The following is a 19,620-nucleotide window of genomic DNA, read 5'->3' as shown; positions in this document are numbered from 1 at the left end:
CCCCCTCGGAGGCAGACAGTGGCATCGGTCATCGTCAGCGGCGCGCGGACCCCGATGGGCCGGCTGCTGGGCAACCTGAAGGACCTGCCGGCGACGAAGCTCGGCGGCATCGCGATCAAGGCGGCGCTGGAGCGCGCCGGGGTCGCCCCGGACCAGGTGCAGTACGTGATCATGGGCCAGGTGCTCCAGGCCGGTGCCGGGCAGATCCCCGCCCGGCAGGCGGCGGTGGAGGCGGGCATCCCGATGTCGGTGCCGGCGCTGAGCATCAACAAGGTGTGCCTCTCCGGCCTGGACGCGATCGCCCTGGCCGACCAGCTCATCCGGGCCGGCGAGTTCGACATCGTGGTGGCCGGTGGCATGGAGTCGATGACCAACGCCCCGCACCTGCTGCTCGGCCAGCGCGCCGGCTACAAGTACGGCGACGTGACGATCAAGGACCACATGGCCCACGACGGGCTCAGCGACGCCTGGGACTGCTGCTCGATGGGCGAGTCCACCGAGCGGCTCGGCGCACGGCACGGCATCACCCGCGAGGAGCAGGACGCGTTCGCGGCGGCCAGCCACCAGCGGGCCGCCGCCGCCCAGAAGAACGGCCACTTCGCCGACGAGATCACCCCGGTGGTCATCCCGCAGCGCAAGGGCGACCCGCTGGTGATCAGCGAGGACGAGGGCATCCGGCCGGACACCACCGCCGAGTCGCTGGCCAAGCTGCGGCCCGCGTTCACCAGGGACGGCACGATCACCGCCGGCTCCTCGTCGCCGATCTCGGACGGCGCGGCGGCAGTGGTCGTGATGAGCAAGGCCAAGGCGAACGAGCTGGGCCTGGCCTGGTTGGCCGAGGTCGGCGCGCACGGCAACGTGGCGGGCCCGGACAACTCCCTGCACTCGCAGCCGTCCAACGCCATCCAGCACGCCCTGAAGAAGGGTGGCCTGAGCATCGACGACCTCGACCTCATCGAGATCAACGAGGCGTTCGCCCAGGTCGGCATCCAGTCCGCGCGGGATCTCGGGGTCAGCGCCGACAAGATCAACGTCAACGGCGGGGCCATCGCGCTGGGGCACCCGATCGGCATGTCCGGTGCCCGGCTGGTGCTCACCCTCGCGCTGGAGTTGAAGCGGCGCGGCGGCGGCACCGGTGCGGCGGCACTCTGCGGCGGTGGCGGCCAGGGCGACGCCCTGATCATCCACGTGCCGGCCGACGCCCAGGGCTGACCCGCGCCCCCGGGCCCGCGAGCGTGGGGAGTGACAGGGGTTGGCGGGCCCCGCAGTCGTGAGCGAGGGTGGCTCGGTGGTGAGCGCGAGGAGTGAGCGGGGTTTGCGAGCCCCGCAGTCGTAGGGCGAAGGTGGCTCGGTGGTGAGCGCGAGGAGTGAGCGGGGTTTGCGAGCCCCGCAGTCGTAGGGCGAAGGTGGCTCGGTGGTGAGCGCGAGGAGTGAGCGGGGTTTGCGAGCCCCGCAGTCGTGAGCGAAGGTGGCCCAGTGACTGTCGAGAACGCCCCCGCCCCGGCCGCTGTCCCGGTTCGTCGCAGTCGGGACGTACCGATGCTGGTGGCCCGGGCGCGTGAGGGTGACCCCCGTGCGGTGGCCCGGCTGATCACCCTGGTGGAGTCCGGTGACGAGGTGCTGCCGCAGGTGGCGGCGGCGCTCGCGCCGTACGCCGGGCAGGCCCAGGTGGTCGGGTTGACCGGCTCCCCGGGGGTGGGCAAGTCGACCACCACCAACGAACTGGTGCGGGCGTTACGGGCGGGCGGGCACCGGGTCGGGGTGCTGGCCATCGACCCGTCCAGCCCGTTCACCGGCGGGGCGATCCTCGGCGACCGGGTGCGGATGCAGGATCATGCCACCGACCCGGGCGTCTACATCCGGTCGATGTCCAGCCGGGGCCACCTCGGCGGGCTCTCCGCGGCGACCCCGCAGGCGGTCCGGGTGCTGGAGGGCGCCGGCTGCGACGTGGTGCTGGTGGAGACGGTCGGGGTCGGCCAGGCCGAGGTGGAGGTGGCCTCGCTCGCCGACACCACGCTGGTGCTGCTCGCCCCGGGCATGGGTGACGCGATCCAGGCGGTCAAGGCCGGCATCCTGGAGATCGCCGACGTCTTCGTGGTCAACAAGGCCGACCGGGACGGCGTCGACAACACCGTCCGCGACATCCAGGGCATGATCGCGTTGGGCGAGCGCGGGCCGGGGCAGTGGCGGCCGCAGGTGGTCCGGTCGGTCGCCGCGCGCGGCGAGGGGATCGACGACATCGCCGCCGCGATCGACAAGCACCGGGCCTGGCTGGAGCAGCACGACGAGCTGCGCCGCCGCCGGGAGAAGCGGGCCGCCGCCGAGATCGAGGCGATCGCGCTGGGCACCCTGCGCGCCCGCATCGGTTCCCTGCGCGACGGTACGGAGCTGCCGGCGCTCGCCGCGAAGGTCGCCGAGGGGGCGCTGGACCCGTACGCGGCGGCGGAGGAGTTGTTGGCCCAGATCAGCTCCTGACCGGGGCTGCGGGCCGGACACCACCTGCCCTTTTCGGGCGGCGTATTGCTGCTCTTGAATGCCGTGATGTACGCGTGTATACAGGAACAGCGAAACTGATCTCGGGCCCGGGCACATTCTGTCGCCCGGGGCGCGGTCTCCGAACCGAGGAAGGGAAGGAATACCGTGACCAGGATCGGAACAATGGCCACCCGGCTCGGCGTCTCCGGCGCACTCGTCGTCGGCGCGGTGTCGCTGACGTTGGCGACGACGGCGGCCGCCGCGAGCGCCGGCTCGGTGAGCGGCGGTTGGTTCACCAACAGCACCTCCTGTTACCAGGCCGGCAGCAATGCGGTCGAGCTGCCGAATTCGCGGTACCGCGACTATGCCTGCAACTATTCCGCCAGCCACAACCCGCACTGGCACCTGGTCCTCTACACCTGATCGGCACTGCACCCGCGCGCAATGGGGACGGCCATTCCACCGGCCGCCGCCGGTGGTGTGCGGTCAGCCGGTCGGTTGCCGCAGGTACGGCTCCAGCAGCCCGCGCGCGAGCGAACGGGCCTTGGCCTCCCCGACACCGTTCTCGATCATGTGGGAGGCGGTGTAGACGATCGCCTGGATGAGTTCGGCGGTGCCGGCCGGGTCGGGTGCGCCGTGCTCGGCGAGGGCCTCCACGAGCGGGGCGCGTAACTGCTCGTGGAGGTGACGGCTGGGTTCGGCGAGCGCTTCCGGGGAGGCGATCGCCGACAGTCCGCGGAAGACCGCGTGCTCGCCCTTGGCGACCAGGTGGAGGTTGGCCGTCACGTAGGCGAGGACCCGGTCGCCGGGGGTGGTGGCCCGGCGCATCCGTTGCGTCACGTAGGTCGACCAGCGGGGGAGCAGGTCCACGATGACCGCGTCGAGCAGGTCGGTGCGGGATTTGAAGTACTGGTAGACGCTCGGACGCGCCAGGCCTGTCCGCGCGGCGACCGCGGCCAGGCTCGGCGCTTCCGAGCCACCTTCGGCGAGGATCGACCGGGCGGCGTCCAGTATCGCCGCGCGTTGCCGGGCGCGGTGCTCGGCGACGGTGGCTGCCTGGATCTTCGGCACCGGCGGATCCTTCGGTCAGGCTGGCGTGAGCTTCCCGTCAATCATCTCGTACACCGTGTCGCAGTGCCGCAGGACGTCCTGGTCGTGGGTGACCATGACGGTCGCGACGCCGTGCTCCCGGGTCTCCCGGGCGAGCAGTTCGACGACCTCGTGGCTGCGTACCCGGTCCAGGGCGGCGGTGGGCTCGTCGACCAGCAGCAGCCGGGGGTTGGTGACCAGGGCGCGGGCGATGCCCACCCGCTGACGCTCGCCCCCGGAGAGTTGGTGCGGTCGCCGGTCGGCCTTGCCGGCCATGCCCACCTCGGCCAGCAGGGTGTGCGGGTCACGGGCGGTGCCGTTCGTCACCGGGCCGAACCGGGTCGGTAGCCGGAGCTGGTCCACGGCGGTCAGCGCCGGTAGCAGGTTGCCGGACTGGAACACGAAGCCGACGCTCTCGCGCCGCAGCGTCGTGCGGGTCCGGCGGTTGGCCACCGCCATGTCCCGTCCGGCCACCCGGACCGAGCCGGACGTCGGCATGCTCAACCCGCCGGCGACGGCCAGCAGGCTCGACTTGCCGGCGCCGGAGGGGCCGACCACGGCGACGAACTCGCCGGGAGCGACGGTGAGCGAGACCCCGTCGAGCGCGAGCACGGTGTCCTCACCGTCGCCGAAGCGCAGGCAGACGTCCCGCATGTGCAGCCCGTCGAGCTGACGCCGGGCCGGGTCGCCCGCGCCGGCCGCCGATCCGGGGTTGTCGGTGTGCGTGCTCATCGGTTCGCTCCCAACGCCGTCAACGGGTCCACCGCGGCGATCCGGATGATCGCCGCGACCGCTCCCAGCAGGCCGAGCACGATCAGCAGCAGGCTCGCCCCGGCGACCGCGGACGCCTCCAGGGCGAACGGGACACCACCGCCACCGATCAGGCTGCCCAGCCCGACGCCGGCGGCGACGCCGACACCGGCGGCGAGGAGCAACAGGATCAGCGCCTGGGTCAGCCCGTCCCGCAGCAGGAACCGGGTCGGTGCGCCCATCGCCCGCATCACCGCGATCTCGTGCTTGCGCTGGATCGTCCAGACGGTGAAGAACGCCCCCACGACCAGCGCGGAGATCGCGTACAGGAAGTACTGGATCAGTTTGAGCGTGGAGGTCTCCGCGGTGTATCCGGGAGAGGCGCCGAACGACTCGTCGAGCGTCATGCTCTCGGTGCCCGCCGCCCGGTCGCCGTCCGCGAGGTCGACGTCCGCGCCCTGCCTGGCCTGCACCGCGACCGCCGTGATCTCGGTGTAGACGTGGGCCGGGACCGGGTCTTCCGGTCCGAGCCCGGCGCGGATCTCCTGCCAGGTGCGCAGTGGGACGTAGCCCACGTCGACGTGCCCGAACGTGTGCTGGCCGGGCAGGACGCCGATGACCGTGAGGGTGGTGCCGACCCGGTCGACCGTGAGGGTGTCACCGACCCGCAGTCCGGCGTCGACGGCGGTTTGGCTGACCACGATCCCGCCCGGCGCACCGAGCCGGTCGCCCTCGCTGACCTGGGGGGAGAGGAACGATTCGGGCTGTACCCCGAAGAGCGCCAGGTCGATCTCGACGCCCGATCCGCTCTTGGCGTTGGCCAGCGTGTTGCCGTACGCGGTGGCCCGCGCAACGTCGGGCCGGCCGGCCCAGGTGTCGACCGCCTTCATGTCGACCACGCTGCGGGAGAGCGCCGAGTCGCGTTGGACGCCGTCGGCGAACGCGAACGAGGTCACCGGCAGTCGTTGCAGGCCGGACACCCCGTCGTTGACCAGCCCCACGGAGAGCCCGGACAGGAGCACCACCAGTACGGCGATGAGCGCGATCACCGCCCCCATCAGCCCGAACCGGGCACGGGCGAACCGAAGCTCGCGGACAGCTAGGAACATGAGCCCCACCCGGACCCGATTTTTATCGACATCATGTCAGCATGTTAGCAACACCATGTCGGCATGCTCCCGCATCCTCGCTGCCCACCCCCTCCCGCCCCGCGTCACCGCCAGCCTGTCTCCCTCTCACCTGCCCCGGTGATCAAGAGGTTCGCGTCAATCTTCCGGCCGATCGTGACGCGAACCTCTTGATCACCGGGGAGAAGGGGCGAGGTGAGGGGGTGGGTCGGGGGCGGGGCGGGGGCGAGCTTCCTTAGCGATCGTTCAGGCTTCGTTCTACACTCGGGGTTCGGTCGAGGACTCGAGGAGGAGCCCCGCGGATGAACGCCGACGAGATCGCCGCCGGACGGGCACGCTGGCAGGCCCGGTACGACGCCGCGCGCAAGCGGGACGCGGACTTCACCACCCTGTCCGGCACCACCGTGCAACCGGTGTACGGGCCGCCCGAGGGCACCGCGTACCCCGGGTTCGAACGGATCGGCTGGCCGGGCGAGTTCCCGTACACCCGGGGGTTGCACCCCACCGGCTACCGGGGGCGGGCCTGGACGATCCGGCAGTTCGCCGGCTTCGGCAACGCCCGGCAGACCAACGAGCGGTACAAGATGATCCTCGGCGCGGGCGGCGGCGGGCTCTCCGTCGCCTTCGACATGCCGACCCTGATGGGGCGCGACTCCGACGACCCGCAGGCGCTGGGCGAGGTCGGGCACTGCGGGGTCGCGGTGGACTCCGCCGCCGACATGGAGGTGCTCTTCGACGGCATCGACCTGGCCGGCGTCACCACCTCGATGACCATCTCCGGCCCGGCGGTGCCGGTGTTCTGCATGTACCTCGTCGCCGCCGAGCGGCAGGGCGTCGACCTGTCCCGGCTCGACGGCACGTTGCAGACCGACATCTTCAAGGAGTACATCGCGCAGAAGGAGTGGCTGTTCGACCCCGAGCCGCACCTGCGCCTGATCGGCGACCTGATGGAGTACTGCGCCGCCGAGATCCCGCGCTACAAGCCGCTGTCGGTCTCCGGCTACCACATCCGCGAGGCCGGCTCCACCGCCGCACAGGAGCTGGCGTACACCCTGGCCGACGGGTTCGGCTACGTCGAACTGGGGCTCTCGCGCGGGCTCGACGTCAACGTCTTCGCCCCCGGACTGAGCTTCTTCTTCGACGCGCACCTGGACTTCTTCGAGGAGATCGCCAAGTTCCGGGCCGCCCGCCGGATCTGGGCCCGCTGGCTGCGCGACGTCTACGGCGCGACCAGCGAGAAGGCCCTCTGGCTGCGGTTCCACACCCAGACCGCCGGGGTGTCGCTGACCGCACAGCAGCCGGTCAACAACGTGGTACGCACCGCCGTGGAGGCGCTGGCCGCCGTGCTCGGCGGCACCAACTCGCTGCACACCAACGCCCTGGACGAGACCCTCGCCCTGCCCACCGACGAGTCCGCCGAGATCGCCCTGCGCACCCAGCAGGTGCTGATGGAGGAGATCGGGGTGACCAACGTGGCCGACCCGCTCGGCGGCTCCTGGTACGTCGAGGCGCTCACCGACGCCATCGAGGCCGAGGCGGAGGAGATCTTCGCCCGGATCCGGCAGCTCGGTGGCGACGGCCCGCACCGGATCGGCCCGATGACCTCAGGCATCCTGCGCGGCATCGAGGACGGCTGGTTCACCGGCCACATCGCCGAGGCGGCCTTCGTCTACCAGCAGGCCCTCGAAAAGGGCGACAAGAAGATCGTCGGGGTCAACTGCCACACCGGCACGGTCGCCAAGGAGCTGGAGATCCTGCGCATCTCGCACGAGGTGGAGCTGGAGCAGCGCCGGGTGCTCGCCGAGCGCAAGGCCGCCCGCGACGACGCGGCGGTGACGGCGGCGGTGGCCCGCATGATCGAGGTCAGCCGCACCGGCGGCAACATGATCCCCCCGATGCTCGACGCCGTCCGCGCCGAAGCCACCCTGGGTGAAATCTGCGACGCCCTACGCACCGAATGGGGCACCTACCGCGAACCCGCCCGCTTCTGACCCCCCCCACCCCACCCCACCCCCCGGTCGATCATGGAGTTGTGGTGGCGGCAGACCCTCATGAATGGGGCGCTACGCCCACCACAACTCCATGATCGACGGGTCGGGGGTGTGGGGGTGCGGGGGGTGGGGGTGTGGGGGGAGAACGGGAGGGGAGAACGGGAGGTGAGAGTGGCAACTGTGGGCGTTGCGGCTGAGCCGACAACGGTGGGGATCGTGCGAGACTAGGTAACCATGAGCGACCCACGGATCACCTCGTCGATCTTCACCCGCGGCGCGGTCGACCTCAGCGCGCTGCGCGGCACCGCCCCGGCCAGTTCCCGTCCCGCCACCCCGAGCCAGACCGGCGCACCCACCGGCGCACCGGGCGGTCCCGCCACAGCAGGCGGCGCCGTGCTCGACGTGACCGAGGCGAACATCCAGTCCGGGGTGCTCGAACAGTCGATGACCACACCCGTGGTGGTCTTCTTCGGCGCCGCCGGCTACCCGGACAGCGACCAGTTCGCCCCGGTGCTGGAGCGGCTGGCGGCCGAGGGGGCCGGCCAGTGGGTCCTGGCCCGGGTCGACGTCCAGGAGAACCCGCGGATCGCGCAGATGTTCCAGATCCAGGCGATCCCCACCGTCTACGCGGTGGTCGGCGGGCGGCCGATCGACGCCTTCCCCGGGGTGATCCCCGAGCCGCAACTGCGGCAGTGGCTCGCCGCCGTGCTCAAGGCCGGCGGCGTCACCGTCGCCGAGCCGGAGGATCCGCGTCTCGACGAGGCCGACGACGCGTTGATGAGCGGCGACCTCGACGCCGCCGAGCAGGCGTACCGCAAGATCCTCGCCGAATCCCCGGCGGACGCCGCAGCCGAGGCCGGCCTGGCCCAGGTCGGGGTGGCCCGGCGGGTCGCCGGTGCCGACCCGCAGGCCGCCCTCGCCGCCGCGCAGGCCAACCCCGACGACGTCGAGGCCCAGCTCCTCGCCGCCGACATCGAGGTGCTCAGCGGGATGGCCGAGCAGGCGTACCAACGACTGGTCGGGCTGGTCCGGCGGACCGCCGGTGACGACCGGGACCGGGCCCGCCAACACCTCGTCTCGCTGTTCAGCATCGCCGGCCCGGACGACCCCGCCGTGGCCTCCGCCCGTCGCGCCCTGGCCAGCGCCCTGTTCTGATCCCCTGACACCCCGCGCGGGCCGGCCAGCCGGCCGGCCCGCCGACCATCGAGGACGGGAGCCCGTGATGCGCCGAATCGCCGTCCTCGACGCGCCGACCAACCTGGGTCTGCGCCCACCCACCTCCACCTCCGTCCCCGGCTGCGGCAAGGCCCCCGGGGCGCTACGCGACCACGATCTGCTCGCCCGGCTCGGGGCCCGCGACGCCGGCTGCCTCACCGCCCCCCGGTACGACCCGGGCGACTGGCGGCCCGGCGACGGGGTCTGCCACGCCCGGGAGATCTCCGGGTACTCGACGGCGCTGGCCGACCGGATCGGCGCGATCATCGACCGGGGCGAGTTCCCGCTGGTCCTCGGCGGGGACTGCTCGGTGCTGCTCGGCTCGGCGCTGGCCATGCACCGGCTCGGCGAGGCTGTCGGCGGGCGGATCGGGCTGGTCTTCGTCGACGGCCACTCCGACTTCCGGCACCCCGGCAACGCCTCCTACGTCGGTGCGGCGGCCGGCGAGGACCTCGCCCTGGTGACCGGGCGCGGCCAGGCCGACCTGGCCGCCATCGAGGGGCGTCGACCGTACTTCCGGGACATCGACGTGGTGGTGCTCGGCATCCGGGCGCAGGACGAGTACCGGCTCGACCTCCAGGCCGCCGGGATCATCACCCGGCCGGTGCCGGCCCTGCGCGCCGAGGGGGCCGCCCGTAGCGCACAGTGGGCGCACGAGCAGCTCGCCGACTGCGCCGGCTACTGGGTGCACATCGACGTGGACGTGCTCGACCCGGCGGTGATGCCGGCCGTGGACGCCCCCGACCCGGGCGGGATCGCCTTCGCCGAGCTGGAGATCCTGCTCGCCGGGCTGGTGGACACCCCGCACTGCCTCGGCGTCGAGCTGACCGTCTTCGACCCCGACTACGACCCGGACGGCGCGTACGCCGCCGAGATCGTCAACACGGTCGTCGCCGGGCTGGCCCCGGTCGTCGCCCCGGACGCCGTCGCGCCCCGACTGCTGCCACCCCGGCCGCAATCCACCGACTCCGGATCGTCCACGTTCGGGCGGTCCGTCCCCGGGCCGCCTGCTTCCCGGCGGTCCGTCCCTGGACCGTCAGACTCCGAGGCATCCGTCTCGGGGGCATCCGTCTCCGGGACTGCGTCCGGGCCGTCCGGTTATGGGACCCGCGCTTCCGGGCCGGCTGACGCACCCGGCCGCGCCGAGGAGCCGGTCTCCTGAGCACGATCCCCTCAACGGGGTAGATGATCAACTCAGTTGGGCCGATGTTGCGCTATCCGCTCGCCGGGATACCGCAACATCGGCCCAACTGAGCACCTGGACCGGGGGCGGCGTCAGCGGAGGGCGCGGAGGAAGCGTTCGGCGATCGGGACGGCGCTGGCCGTACTCGATCCGCCCTGCTCGACGAAGACGGCGAACGCGACGTCGCCCCGCCACCCGACGAACCAGGCGTGGGTGTGCGCCGAGTCGTCGTCGTACTCGGCGGTGCCGGTCTTGCCGTACACCGGGCCACCCGGCACGTCGGCCAGCGCCTTGGCGGTACCGGCGGTGACCACCTCGCGCATCATCGTCTTCAGCGCCGCCACCGACTCGGCCCGCAGCGGCGGGCCGGCCGCGGCGGGCGCGGCGGGGGCCGGGTCGAGCACCAGTTTCGGCTGCTCGAAGCGGCCCCGGGCGACGGCGGCGGTCACCCCCGCCATGGCCAGCGGGCTGACCACGGTGGTGCCCTGACCGATCGCGGCGGCGGCCTGCTCGGTCGGCCCGCCGCCGGTGGAGACCTTTCCGGTGAAGACGTCCGCGCCGAGGTCCCACGAGCCCTCCAACCCGAGGGTACGACCGGTGACGGCCAGCCCGTCCGGGCCGAGCTGCGGGGCCAGCGCCACGAACGCGGTGTTGCAGGACTTCGCGAAGTCGGTACGGAACGGCACCTTGCCCAGCGCGAAGTCGTCGGAGTTCTTGAACGGGCGGCCGTCCACCACGCGGGTCTTCGGACAGTCGACAATGGTCTGCGGGGTCACCGCGCCCTTGTCCAGCAGGGCCAGGGCGCTGACCGCCTTGAACGTGGAGCCCGGTGGCACCTGGGCGGTGAAGGCCAGGTTCTCCCCGGCCGCCCCGGGGCCGTTGGCGGCGGCGAGCACCGCGCCGTCGCTGACCCGTACCGCCACCAGGGCGGAGCGTCGCTTCTCGCCCCGCAACGCGCCGTCGGCGGCGTTCTGGGTGGCCACGTCGAGGCTGGTACGGACCGGCTGGCCGGGGCCCGGCTCCTGCCGGAACGCCTCGGTGACGACGGTGCTGCCACCCTCGGGCGCGGGCCGGCGGATCTCCACGGTGGTGCCGGGAGCGCCGCGCAGCCGCTCGTCGTAGCGGCCCTGGAGGCCGCCGTGGCCGACCAGGTCGCCCTTGGCGTACCGGTCGGGGTGGGCGGCGAGGTCGTCGGCCTGCGCCGGGTCGACCGTGCCGAGCAGGGCACGGGCGAACTCCCGGGTCGGTGCCAGGTCGAGCTTCTCGGACCGGAACTTCGTCCCCGGCAGGTCGTAGATCCGGGAACGGATCTGCCGGTACGCCTCGTCCCGCAACGTCACCACCTCGACGAACGCGTCCGGGTCGGCGTCGCGGAGCCGCTGCGGCAGGTCGGCGAGGTCGACCGGGGGGCTGATCGGCGGCCGGACCGCCCGGAACGCCGCGTCGAGCCGCCCCACCAGCGCCGCGACGTCCGGGATCTCGCCGGGTTGCAGTCCGATCCGGACCACCGGCCGGGGCGTCACGATCGGCTGTCCCGCGCCGTCCAACAGCCCGGCCCGGGGCGCGGCGGTCCGCCGCAGCGTCAACCGGTCGCCCTTGGCCAGCTGCTCGTGCAGCACCTGCGGTTCCCAGATCACCTGCCACTTGTCGTCGCCGGAGTTCTGCCGCAACCGCAGCGGGCGCTGGTAGGCCCAGTCCACCCCGCCCGGCAGCGTCCACCGGATGTCGACGGTGGTGGTGGCCAGGTTCTTGGTGACCTCGGCCTTCCCGACCTGCCGCAGGGCGGGTGGGGTGGCGGCGAGGTCGCCGGAGAGGGCCTTGATCTCCTCGACGACGGTGCCGGCGGGCACTCTCGTCCCGGTCGGGTCGACGAAGCCCACGGTGTCCAGTTTGCCGGAACGCCAGCCGGCGAGGAACGCGTCCACGCTGCCCGTCAGCCCGTCGTCGGCGGAGCAGCCGACCAGGGTGCCGGCCGCCAGCACGGTGGCGGTCAGGGCGGCGAGCCCCCGTCGCAGGGGCGTGCCGGGGCGGCGGTAGGGGTACGACAGGGGCATGGAGCTGCACCTTCCGGACGGCGGGCTGCCCTGCACGCTAGTACGCCGTCGCCGCCCGTACCGCCCCGCGCGGTCGCCGGGGCCGTCCGGCCAGGCCGTACGCCGGCGTGGACCGGTCGCCGCGACGGGCGCCGGCCGGGGCGGGTCGGGCCCCGGCCGGCCGCCCGAAGTGGTGGACCCGAGGGTGTGATGAACATCCCGAGGCGGGGTACTCGACACCCGGCCGATCGTGCATCTGCCACGGATGCCAGGCCAGAGTCCCGAAACCGGACGTCCCACCGGTGGTCCACCGGCCGAGGTACGAAGCGGCAGGGCCTATGGTGGGGCGGCAGAGTGACCCACAACGCGGTGGGTCGTCGAGGGGAGTGGCACCGATGGACCGGCGTCCGGCGATCAAACCGGTACCCGACCTCCGGCAGAGCGACACCGGCCGGGACGACAGCTTCGATTCGGCGACCGACGGGGACAGCCCGCCGATCGACGGGGACGGCTACGGCCGACTCGACACCGGCGTGACCGGGATGACCGGTTCGAGCATCGACACCCTCTACGACCTGGGCCTTCCGGTGGAGGCACTCGGCGAGGACGTGGAGGACGCCGAACTCGACGAGCCGGTGCCCAACGCGGAACGCCTGGTGGCGCAGGCGGTGGCGCTGGCCGGTGACGACCACGACGCGGCGACCCTGGTGGGCCGGTTCTGGCGGTTCGCGCCGGACGAGGAGCTGATCGGGTTCACCGCCGAGGAGATGCTCGACGCGGCGCGGGCGCACCGGGACCTGGCCCAGCAGCGGGTGCCGGGCGAGCTGAAGCTGCGCATCCTGCCCCCCGACGCCGACCAGCACCACACCGTCGTCGAGATCGTCACCGACGACATGCCGTTCCTGGTCGACTCGGTGACCGCCCTGCTCAACGCCCACCACCTCGACGTACACCTGCTGGTGCACCCGTTGGTGGTGGTCCGGCGGGAACCGCTGGGCCGGCTGACCGAGGTCTCCGCCGACGTGGAGCCGGACGACGCGATCGCCGGTGACCTGGTGGAGAGCTGGATGCGGATCGAGATCGATCCGGTCCGCGACGCCGACCAGCGGGACCAGTTGCGCCGCGAGTTGCAGCGGGTGCTCACCGACGTGCGGGAAGCCGTCGAGGACTGGCCGAAGATGCGCCAGCGGGCTCTGGCGCTCGCCGACGAGCTGGCCTCGGCCCGGACGGCGGACGACCGCCCGCCGGTGCCCGAGAAGGACATCACCGACTCGGTGGAGCTGCTGCGGTGGCTCGCCCACGACCACTTCACCTTCCTCGGCTACCGGGAGTACCGGCTGGTCGACTCCGGTGGGCAGGGCGGCCCGGCGTTGGAGGCGGTGCTCGGCACCGGGCTGGGCATCCTGCGGTCGGACTCGCCTGAGGCGCGGGCGCTGTCGTCGATGACGCCCGAGGCGCACGAGAAGGTGATGGAGAAGCGGCTGCTGATCATCACCAAGGCCAATTCGCGGGCCACCGTGCACCGCTCGGCCTACCTGGACTACATCGGTTTCAAGATCTTCGACTCGGCCGGTGCGGTGGTCGGCGAACGGCGGTTCCTCGGCCTGTTCTCCACCGCGGCGTACCGGACCAGCGTGCGGGAGCTGCCGGTGGTCCGCCGCAAGGTGGCCGAGGTGCTGGACCGCTCCGGGCTGAGCCAGCGCAGCCACTCCGGCAAGGACCTGCTCCAGATCCTGGAGACCTACCCGCGCGACGAGCTGTTCCAGATCAAGACCGACGACCTGTACCACGCGGTGGTCGGGGTGCTGCGGATGGCCGGTCGCCGGCAGCTGCGGGTGTTCCTGCGCCGCGACGCGTACGGGCGGTTCATCTCCTGCCTGATCTACCTGCCCCGGGACCGGTTCACCACCCAGAACCGGCTGCGCATGCAGGACATCCTGCTGCGGGAGCTGAACGGGGTCGGGGTGGACTACACCACCCGGGTCACCGAGTCGATGCTGGCCCGGGTGCACTTCATCGTCCGGACCGACCCGAACAACCCGCCCGGCGACATCGACGCCGACCTGCTCGCCGAGGAGCTGGCCGACGCCACCCGGCTCTGGGACGACGACTACCGGCTGGTGCTCGAACGCAAGCTCGGCGACGAGCAGTCCAAGCGCCTGTTCACCAGGTACGCCGACGCGTTCCCGGAGGGCTACAAGGACACCCACACGCCGTACGAGGCGATGAAGGACCTGGCCAAGCTGGAGCTGCTGGAGGAACCCGGCCAGCTGGAGATGCACCTGTTCCGCAAGCAGTGGGCGCCCCGGGCCGGGCAGCGGGCCGACGAGGCGATGGACGTCCGGTTCAAGGTCTACCGGTACGGCGAGCCGATGATGCTCTCCGCCGTGCTGCCGGTGCTGCACTCGCTGGGCGTCCGGGTGGTCGACGAGCACCCGTACGAGGTGGACCGGATCGACGGCCGGGTCTTCCTGTACGACTTCGGGCTGCGCCTGCCCGAGGGGCACCAGGAGCTGGCCGAGGTGCGCCCGCACGTGGAGAACGCCTTCGCCGCCGCCTGGCGGGGCGAGGCCGAGGTGGACGGCTTCAACGAGCTGGTCCTGCGGGGCGGCCTCACCTGGCGGCAGGTGGTGGTGCTGCGGGCGTACGCGAAGTACCTGCGGCAGACCGGGGCGGTCTTCTCCCAGGAGTACATGGAACAGACCTTCATCGCGTACCCGCGCATCGCGGCGCTGCTGGTGGAACTGTTCGAGGTGCGGTTCGCCCCGGACGGGCGCGAGGCGGAGCAGCGCCGGGAACGCAGCGGCGAACTGGTCGACGCGATCGGCGTCGCCCTGGACGACGTGGCCAGCCTCGACCAGGACCGCATCCTGCGCGCCTACCTGACGCTGATCCAGGCCACCCTGCGGACCAGCTTCTACCAGAAGCGCGCGGACGGGCGGCCCAAGCCGTACGTGGCGTTCAAGCTGGACCCGCAGGCCATCCCGGACCTGCCGGCGCCCCGGCCCAAGTTCGAGATCTTCGTGTACTCGCCCCGGTTCGAGGGCGTGCACCTGCGCTACGGGCCGGTGGCCCGGGGCGGGCTGCGCTGGTCCGACCGGCGGGAGGACTTCCGGACCGAGGTGCTCGGCCTGGTCAAGGCGCAGATGGTGAAGAACGCCGTGATCGTGCCGGTCGGCGCCAAGGGCGGCTTCGTGCTCAAGCAGAAGCCGGGGGACCGGGACGAGGCCGTCGCCTGCTACCAGGAGTTCGTCGGCGCGATGCTCGACGTCACCGACAACATCGTCTCCGGTGACATCGTGCCGCCGGTGGACGTGGTGCGGCACGACCCCGACGACCCGTACCTCGTGGTGGCGGCGGACAAGGGCACCGCCACGTTCTCCGACATCGCCAACCAGATCTCGGCGGCGCACGGCTTCTGGCTGGGCGACGCGTTCGCCTCCGGCGGCTCCGCCGGCTACGACCACAAGAAGATGGGCATCACCGCCCGGGGCGCCTGGGAGTCGGTCAAGCGGCACTTCCGCGAGCTGGGCCACGACACCCAGACCGCTGACTTCACCGTGGTCGGCGTCGGCGACATGTCAGGCGACGTGTTCGGCAACGGGATGCTGCTCTCCGAACACATCCGGCTGGTGGCCGCGTTCGACCACCGGCACATCTTCCTCGACCCGGACCCGGACGCCGCCACCTCCTTCCGGGAACGTCAGCGGCTGTTCGAGCTGCCCCGGTCGTCCTGGGAGGACTACGACCCGAAGCTGATCTCCGAAGGCGGCGGGATCTTCCCGCGTGGGGCCAAGTCGATCCCGATCACCCCGCAGGTGCGGGCGGCCATCGGCCTGGCCGACGACGTCACCCAGCTCAGCCCGGCCGAGTTGATGAAGGCGATCCTCACCGCGCCGGTGGACCTGTTCTGGAACGGCGGCATCGGCACCTACGTGAAGGCGTCCAGCCAGACCAACGCCGAGGTGGGCGACAAGTCCAACGACGCGATCCGGGTGGACGGCAGGAACCTGCGCTGCCGGGTCGTCGGCGAGGGCGGCAACCTGGGTTGCACCCAGCTCGGCCGGATCGAGTACGCGTCGACAGGCGGCCGGATCTACACCGACTTCATCGACAACGCGGCCGGGGTGGACTGCTCCGACCACGAGGTGAACATCAAGATCCTGCTGAACACGGCGGTCGCCGACGGTGCGCTGGACGTCCCCGCCCGCGACGAACTGCTCGCCCAGATGACCGACGAGGTCGCCGAGCTGGTGCTGCGGGACAACTACGACCAGGCACGGGCGATCAACAACTCGCAGGCCCAGGCCGCCTCGCTGCTGCCGGTGCACCGCCGGATGATCAGCGAACTGGAGCGGGCCGGCCAGCTCGACCGGGCGCTGGAGGCGCTGCCCCCGGACGAGGAACTGGCGGTACGCACCGAGTCCGGGCTCACCGCGCCGGAGTTCGCGGTGCTGCTCGCGTACGTCAAGATCGTGCTGGAGCGGGAGATCCTGGCCGAAGGGCTCGCGGACGAGGAGTGGACGACCGACGTCCTGGTCAACTACTTCCCGACGCCGATGCGCGAGCGGTTCGCCGACCGGATGGCCCAGCACCGGCTGCGCCGGGACATCGTCACCACGGTCCTGGTCAACGAGGCGATCAACCGGGGCGGCATCTCGTTCGTCTTCCGGGTCGTCGAGGAGACGGCCGCGTCGGCGGCCGACGTGATCCGGGCGTACGTGGTGGTCCGGGAGGTCTTCGGGCTGCGCGAGCTGTGGGACGCGGTCGAGGCGCTGGACAACCAGGTCCCGCCGGAGTTGCAGACCAGCGTCTACCTGGACACCCGCCGGCTGCTCGACCGGGCCGTGCGGTGGCTGGTGACCAACCGGCGGTCCCCGATCGACGTGCCGGCCGAGATCGAGCGGCTCCGCGACGGGGTGGCCCGGCTGCTGCCCGACCTCCAGGACCGGTTCCACGGCAGCGAGCGGGAGTCGTTGCAGGAGCACATCGACGCGATGACCGCCCGGGGGCTGCCGGCCGAGCTGGCCGGGCGGGCGACCCGGCTGATGTACAGCTTCGGCCTGCTGGACGTGGTGGAGACGGCGCGGACCAGTGGCCGCGACGTCGGCGAGGTGGCCTCGGTCTACTTCGTGCTCTCCGACCGGTTCCGGGTCGACTCGCTGCTGTCGAAGATCTCCCTGCTGCCGCGCGAGGACCGCTGGCAGACGCTGGCCCGGATGGCGCTGCGCTACGACCTGTACGCCGCGCTGGCCGCGCTGACCGGCGAGGTGCTCGACTCCACCCCGGGTGACCTGCCGCCGCAGGAGCGGGTGCTGCAGTGGGAGCAGTCGAACGCCACCTCGATCCACCGGGCGCACCGGGCGATGGGGGAGTTCGACGAGTCGCGGGCGGATCTCGCCTCGCTCTCGGTGCTGCTACGGCAGATCCGTACCCTGGTGCGGACGTCCGCCGCCGCCTGACCGTACGCCGACCGCGCCCGTGGCGGGACTCCCGCCACGGGCGCGGTCGTGCGGTGACCGGGCCGGCTCAGGACGTCAGCGTGGCGAAGACGACCACGTTGTCCTGGTAGCTGCCGGTGGCCTGGTCGAACTGGCCGCCGCAGGTCACCACCCGCAGTCCGGGGCGGTCGTTGGGGCCGTACACCAGGTCGGTGGGGAACTGCGTCTTCGGATAGGACCGCACCTCGTCGACGGTGAACGTGGCGGTGCTGCCGTCGGCCCGCGCCACCGCGACGGTGTCGCCCGGCAGGAGCGAGCCGAGCTGGAAGAAGACCGCCGGTCCGAGCTGCGCCGAGTCGACGTGCCCGACGATCACCGCGTTGCCGGTCTCGCCGGGGCTGACGCCCGGCTCGTACCAGCCGGCCCGCTGGGCCTGGTCCAGCGGGGGCACCTGGACCGTGCCGTCCGGGTTGGTGCCCAGCGGCATGATCCCCGCGTCGACCCCGATCCTGGGGATCACGATCGTGGTGGGGGCGGAGCGGGGCAGCGGGGCGGGACCCGGGGGCACGCTCGCGTCGGCGGGGACCTGCGCGTCCGGGTCGTCGACCGGCCCGGTGTCCCCGGCGGGGGTGGGGGTGGTGTGCGGCGCGGCCTGGGCCGCCGGCTGCGGCGGGCGGGGCGGGGGCGTGGTCCGGATCGACGCGCCGATCATGCCGGAGCCGGCCATGGCGAGGAGGACGACGACGGCCGCGCCGGCGGCGCGCCACGGTCTCCCGTGACGGCCGCCGGCCCGTGTCGCCGTCGGGTCAGCCGAGCTCATCGGCCCGACGCCGGCGCATCAGCACGATGCCGCCGAGGGCGGCCGCGCCGATCATGCCGGCTCCGCCGGCGACCATGCCCCGGTCGGCGCCGGTGGTGGTCATCCCACCGTCACCGCCGTCGACGTGCCCCTTCGGCAGGACGATCAGGTCGCCCTCGCCGCACGAGCCGTTCAGCTCGTACCGGCCCGGACGGGCGTCGCGGGACACCTCGGCCTCGCCGTAGTAGACGAAGTCCTTCCGGTGCTCCCAGCCACCCTCGTCCTTGCCGTAGCCGGACTCCTCGTCGTGGCCGTAGCCGGACTCGTCGTCCTTGCCGTAGCCGTGCTCGTCGTCCTGACCGTAGCCGTCGTGGCCCTGCCAGTCGCCCTCGTCGGACTCCTCGTCCCAGCCGGGCTTGCCGTGCTCGCCGGACTCCTCGTCGGGCTTGCCGTGTTCCTCGCCCTTGCCTTCCTCGGGCTTGCCGTGGCCTTCGCCCTTGCCTTCCTCGGGCTTGCCGTGTTCGTCGCCCTTGCCCTCGTCGGGCTTGCCGTGCTCGTCGCCCTTGCCTTCCTCGGGCTTGCCGTGGCCTTCGCCCTTGCCCTCCTCGGGCTTGCCGTGCTCCTCGCCCTTGCCCTCGTCGGGCTTGCCGCCGTGGTCCGGGCCCTGGTCGGCGGCCATGAAGCCACCGCCCCGGCCGCCCGCCGGGGGCTGACCGCCGTCCGCCGGGGGCTGTCCACCCTCGGCCGGGGGCTGCGGCTTGGGGCCGTTGTCGTCGGGGCCCTTTCCGTCGGGACCCTTGCCGTGGTCCTCGCCCTTGCCCTCTTCGCCCTTGCCGTGGTCCTCGCCCCTGCCCTCGTCGTCCTTCCAGCCGCCGTGTTCCTCGCCGCGGCCCTCGGCGGGCTTGAGTTTGACCTTGCCGGTGACCTTGGACCAGACGAAGGCGTGTTCCTGCGCCTCCGGGCAGATCTCGATGAGCTTGACCTTGTCGCCGGGCTTGACGACATGCGGCTTGGCGATGACCTTGCCGTCCCGGCTCTCGCCGTCGTGGTGACCGTCCGCGAACGCGATCCCCGGCGTGAACACCAGAAGGGACGCGCCACCGAGAGCGGCACCCGCGACAACCTTCCCGAGCATCTTGTTAGCCATGACCTGCGTCACTCCATCCCCTGTTGTCCTGAGCCCGACGACAGTCGAGCTATGACCGACGTTAGACGGTTTCATGACTTATTCGGGGAAAGATTCGTGTTTTCGGCTTTACCGATGATGCGCCCCTTACGCGCTCTGGGCCGCTTGTGTCGGTGTTACCGCCCCGCTGCGCGGTCGGGGCGCTGCCGGCCGAGCTGGGCGGAGATAGGCTCGTAGCGGCCCGGATGCCGGTCCGGGCGTTGCGGCCAGGTTGCCGCGAAGTATCGAGCCATTGCCATGGAAGCGCTCCCATGCAAGAATCGCTGCACGCGGTTCGGGGAGCCACACCGCGCACGGCAGAGGTCGAGGGCAACCGGTGCACCGGACGACA

At 72.1% G+C, this 19,620-nt stretch carries 13 protein-coding genes; 7 read left to right on the top strand and 6 right to left on the bottom strand.

The genetic code is table 11. The features are described from left to right. Nucleotides 1-18 precede the first annotated feature (18 nt). The 3 genes from ACN268_RS15880 to ACN268_RS15870 all read left to right on the top strand — a co-directional run bounded on the left by ACN268_RS15880 (nt 19) and on the right by ACN268_RS15870 (nt 2,898). Nucleotides 19-1,212, top strand: coding sequence for an acetyl-CoA C-acetyltransferase (locus ACN268_RS15880; protein WP_421483857.1), 1,194 nt, complete (start codon nt 19-21; stop codon nt 1,210-1,212). Nucleotides 1,213-1,539: 327 nt separating this feature from the next. Beyond that, entirely contained in the window at nt 1,540-2,475 is a 936-nt protein-coding gene (gene meaB / locus ACN268_RS15875) for a methylmalonyl Co-A mutase-associated GTPase MeaB (protein ID WP_421486909.1), read from the top strand. Nucleotides 2,476-2,640: 165 nt separating this feature from the next. Further along, the gene (locus ACN268_RS15870; protein ID WP_282343708.1) at nt 2,641-2,898 is read left to right on the top strand and encodes a hypothetical protein; all 258 of its coding nucleotides are present in this window, start codon (nt 2,641-2,643) and stop codon (nt 2,896-2,898) included. 63 nt (nt 2,899-2,961) lie between these two features. Here the strand turns inward: ACN268_RS15870 and ACN268_RS15865 are convergent, their stop codons facing one another. From ACN268_RS15865 to ACN268_RS15855, 3 genes are read right to left on the bottom strand one after another with little or no spacing between them, the layout of a single operon-like run. Beyond that, nucleotides 2,962-3,546, bottom strand: coding sequence for a TetR/AcrR family transcriptional regulator (locus ACN268_RS15865; protein ID WP_421483856.1), 585 nt, complete (start codon nt 3,544-3,546; stop codon nt 2,962-2,964). 15 nt (nt 3,547-3,561) lie between these two features. After that, nucleotides 3,562-4,296, bottom strand: a complete 735-nt coding sequence (locus tag ACN268_RS15860; RefSeq protein WP_421483855.1) for an ABC transporter ATP-binding protein — start codon at nt 4,294-4,296, stop codon at nt 3,562-3,564. Continuing rightward, nucleotides 4,293-5,423, bottom strand: a complete 1,131-nt coding sequence (locus ACN268_RS15855; RefSeq protein WP_421483854.1) for an FtsX-like permease family protein — start codon at nt 5,421-5,423, stop codon at nt 4,293-4,295. Before ACN268_RS15855 ends, ACN268_RS15860 begins: the two co-directional genes overlap by 4 nt. Nucleotides 5,424-5,743: 320 nt before the next feature. On the opposite strand from ACN268_RS15855, the gene ACN268_RS15850 reads away from it, so the two are divergent. The 3 genes from ACN268_RS15850 (at nt 5,744) to ACN268_RS15840 (ending at nt 9,809) form a co-directional block, all read left to right on the top strand. Next, nucleotides 5,744-7,432: an acyl-CoA mutase large subunit family protein gene (locus ACN268_RS15850; RefSeq protein WP_421483853.1), complete on the top strand. Its 1,689-nt coding sequence runs from the start codon at nt 5,744-5,746 to the stop codon at nt 7,430-7,432. A gap of 234 nt (nt 7,433-7,666) precedes the next feature. Next, nucleotides 7,667-8,587 (top strand): tetratricopeptide repeat protein, encoded by a 921-nt coding sequence (locus tag ACN268_RS15845; protein ID WP_421483852.1) that lies wholly within the window; start codon nt 7,667-7,669, stop codon nt 8,585-8,587. 64 nt (nt 8,588-8,651) lie between these two features. Beyond that, entirely contained in the window at nt 8,652-9,809 is a 1,158-nt protein-coding gene (locus ACN268_RS15840; RefSeq protein WP_421483851.1) for an arginase family protein, read from the top strand. Nucleotides 9,810-9,922: 113 nt separating this feature from the next. Here the strand turns inward: ACN268_RS15840 and ACN268_RS15835 are convergent, their stop codons facing one another. Next, a complete protein-coding gene (locus ACN268_RS15835; RefSeq protein WP_421483850.1) occupies nt 9,923-11,884 on the bottom strand; it encodes a penicillin-binding transpeptidase domain-containing protein in 1,962 nt (653 codons plus the stop codon). A 374-nt stretch (nt 11,885-12,258) separates the two neighbouring features. Between ACN268_RS15835 and ACN268_RS15830 the strand changes: the two genes are divergently transcribed. Beyond that, a complete protein-coding gene (locus ACN268_RS15830; RefSeq protein ID WP_421483849.1) occupies nt 12,259-17,325 on the top strand; it encodes an NAD-glutamate dehydrogenase in 5,067 nt (1,688 codons plus the stop codon). Between the two features lie 67 nt (nt 17,326-17,392). Here ACN268_RS15830 and ACN268_RS15825 read toward each other — a convergent pair whose 3' ends face one another. Next, nucleotides 17,393-18,124: a class F sortase gene (locus ACN268_RS15825; protein ID WP_421483848.1), complete on the bottom strand. Its 732-nt coding sequence runs from the start codon at nt 18,122-18,124 to the stop codon at nt 17,393-17,395. Continuing rightward, the gene (locus ACN268_RS15820; RefSeq protein ID WP_421483847.1) at nt 18,111-19,250 is read right to left on the bottom strand and encodes a hypothetical protein; all 1,140 of its coding nucleotides are present in this window, start codon (nt 19,248-19,250) and stop codon (nt 18,111-18,113) included. The genes ACN268_RS15825 and ACN268_RS15820 overlap by 14 nt, the downstream gene beginning before the upstream one ends. Between the last annotated feature and the right edge of the window lie 370 nt (nt 19,251-19,620).

It is taken from the genome of Micromonospora sp. WMMD735 (genome assembly GCF_049178995.1).
GTDB classification, from domain to species: Bacteria; Actinomycetota; Actinomycetes; order Mycobacteriales; family Micromonosporaceae; genus Micromonospora; species Micromonospora wenchangensis.
This window is presented reverse-complemented; position numbering and strand designations above follow the sequence as displayed.

Excerpts from the sequence above, each read along its gene's own strand:
- ACN268_RS15825 (WP_421483848.1), bottom strand. The coding sequence starts at position 18,124 with ATGAGCTCGGCTGACCCGACGGCGACACGGGCCGGCGGCCGTCACGGG.
- ACN268_RS15860 (WP_421483855.1), bottom strand. The coding sequence starts at position 4,296 with ATGAGCACGCACACCGACAACCCCGGATCGGCGGCCGGCGCGGGCGAC.
- ACN268_RS15835 (WP_421483850.1), bottom strand. The coding sequence starts at position 11,884 with ATGCCCCTGTCGTACCCCTACCGCCGCCCCGGCACGCCCCTGCGACGG.
- meaB (WP_421486909.1), top strand. The coding sequence starts at position 1,540 with ATGCTGGTGGCCCGGGCGCGTGAGGGTGACCCCCGTGCGGTGGCCCGG.
- ACN268_RS15845 (WP_421483852.1), top strand. The coding sequence starts at position 7,667 with ATGAGCGACCCACGGATCACCTCGTCGATCTTCACCCGCGGCGCGGTC.
- ACN268_RS15830 (WP_421483849.1), top strand. The coding sequence starts at position 12,259 with ATGGACCGGCGTCCGGCGATCAAACCGGTACCCGACCTCCGGCAGAGC.
- ACN268_RS15820 (WP_421483847.1), bottom strand. The coding sequence starts at position 19,250 with ATGGCTAACAAGATGCTCGGGAAGGTTGTCGCGGGTGCCGCTCTCGGT.
- ACN268_RS15855 (WP_421483854.1), bottom strand. The coding sequence starts at position 5,423 with ATGTTCCTAGCTGTCCGCGAGCTTCGGTTCGCCCGTGCCCGGTTCGGG.
- ACN268_RS15850 (WP_421483853.1), top strand. The coding sequence starts at position 5,744 with ATGAACGCCGACGAGATCGCCGCCGGACGGGCACGCTGGCAGGCCCGG.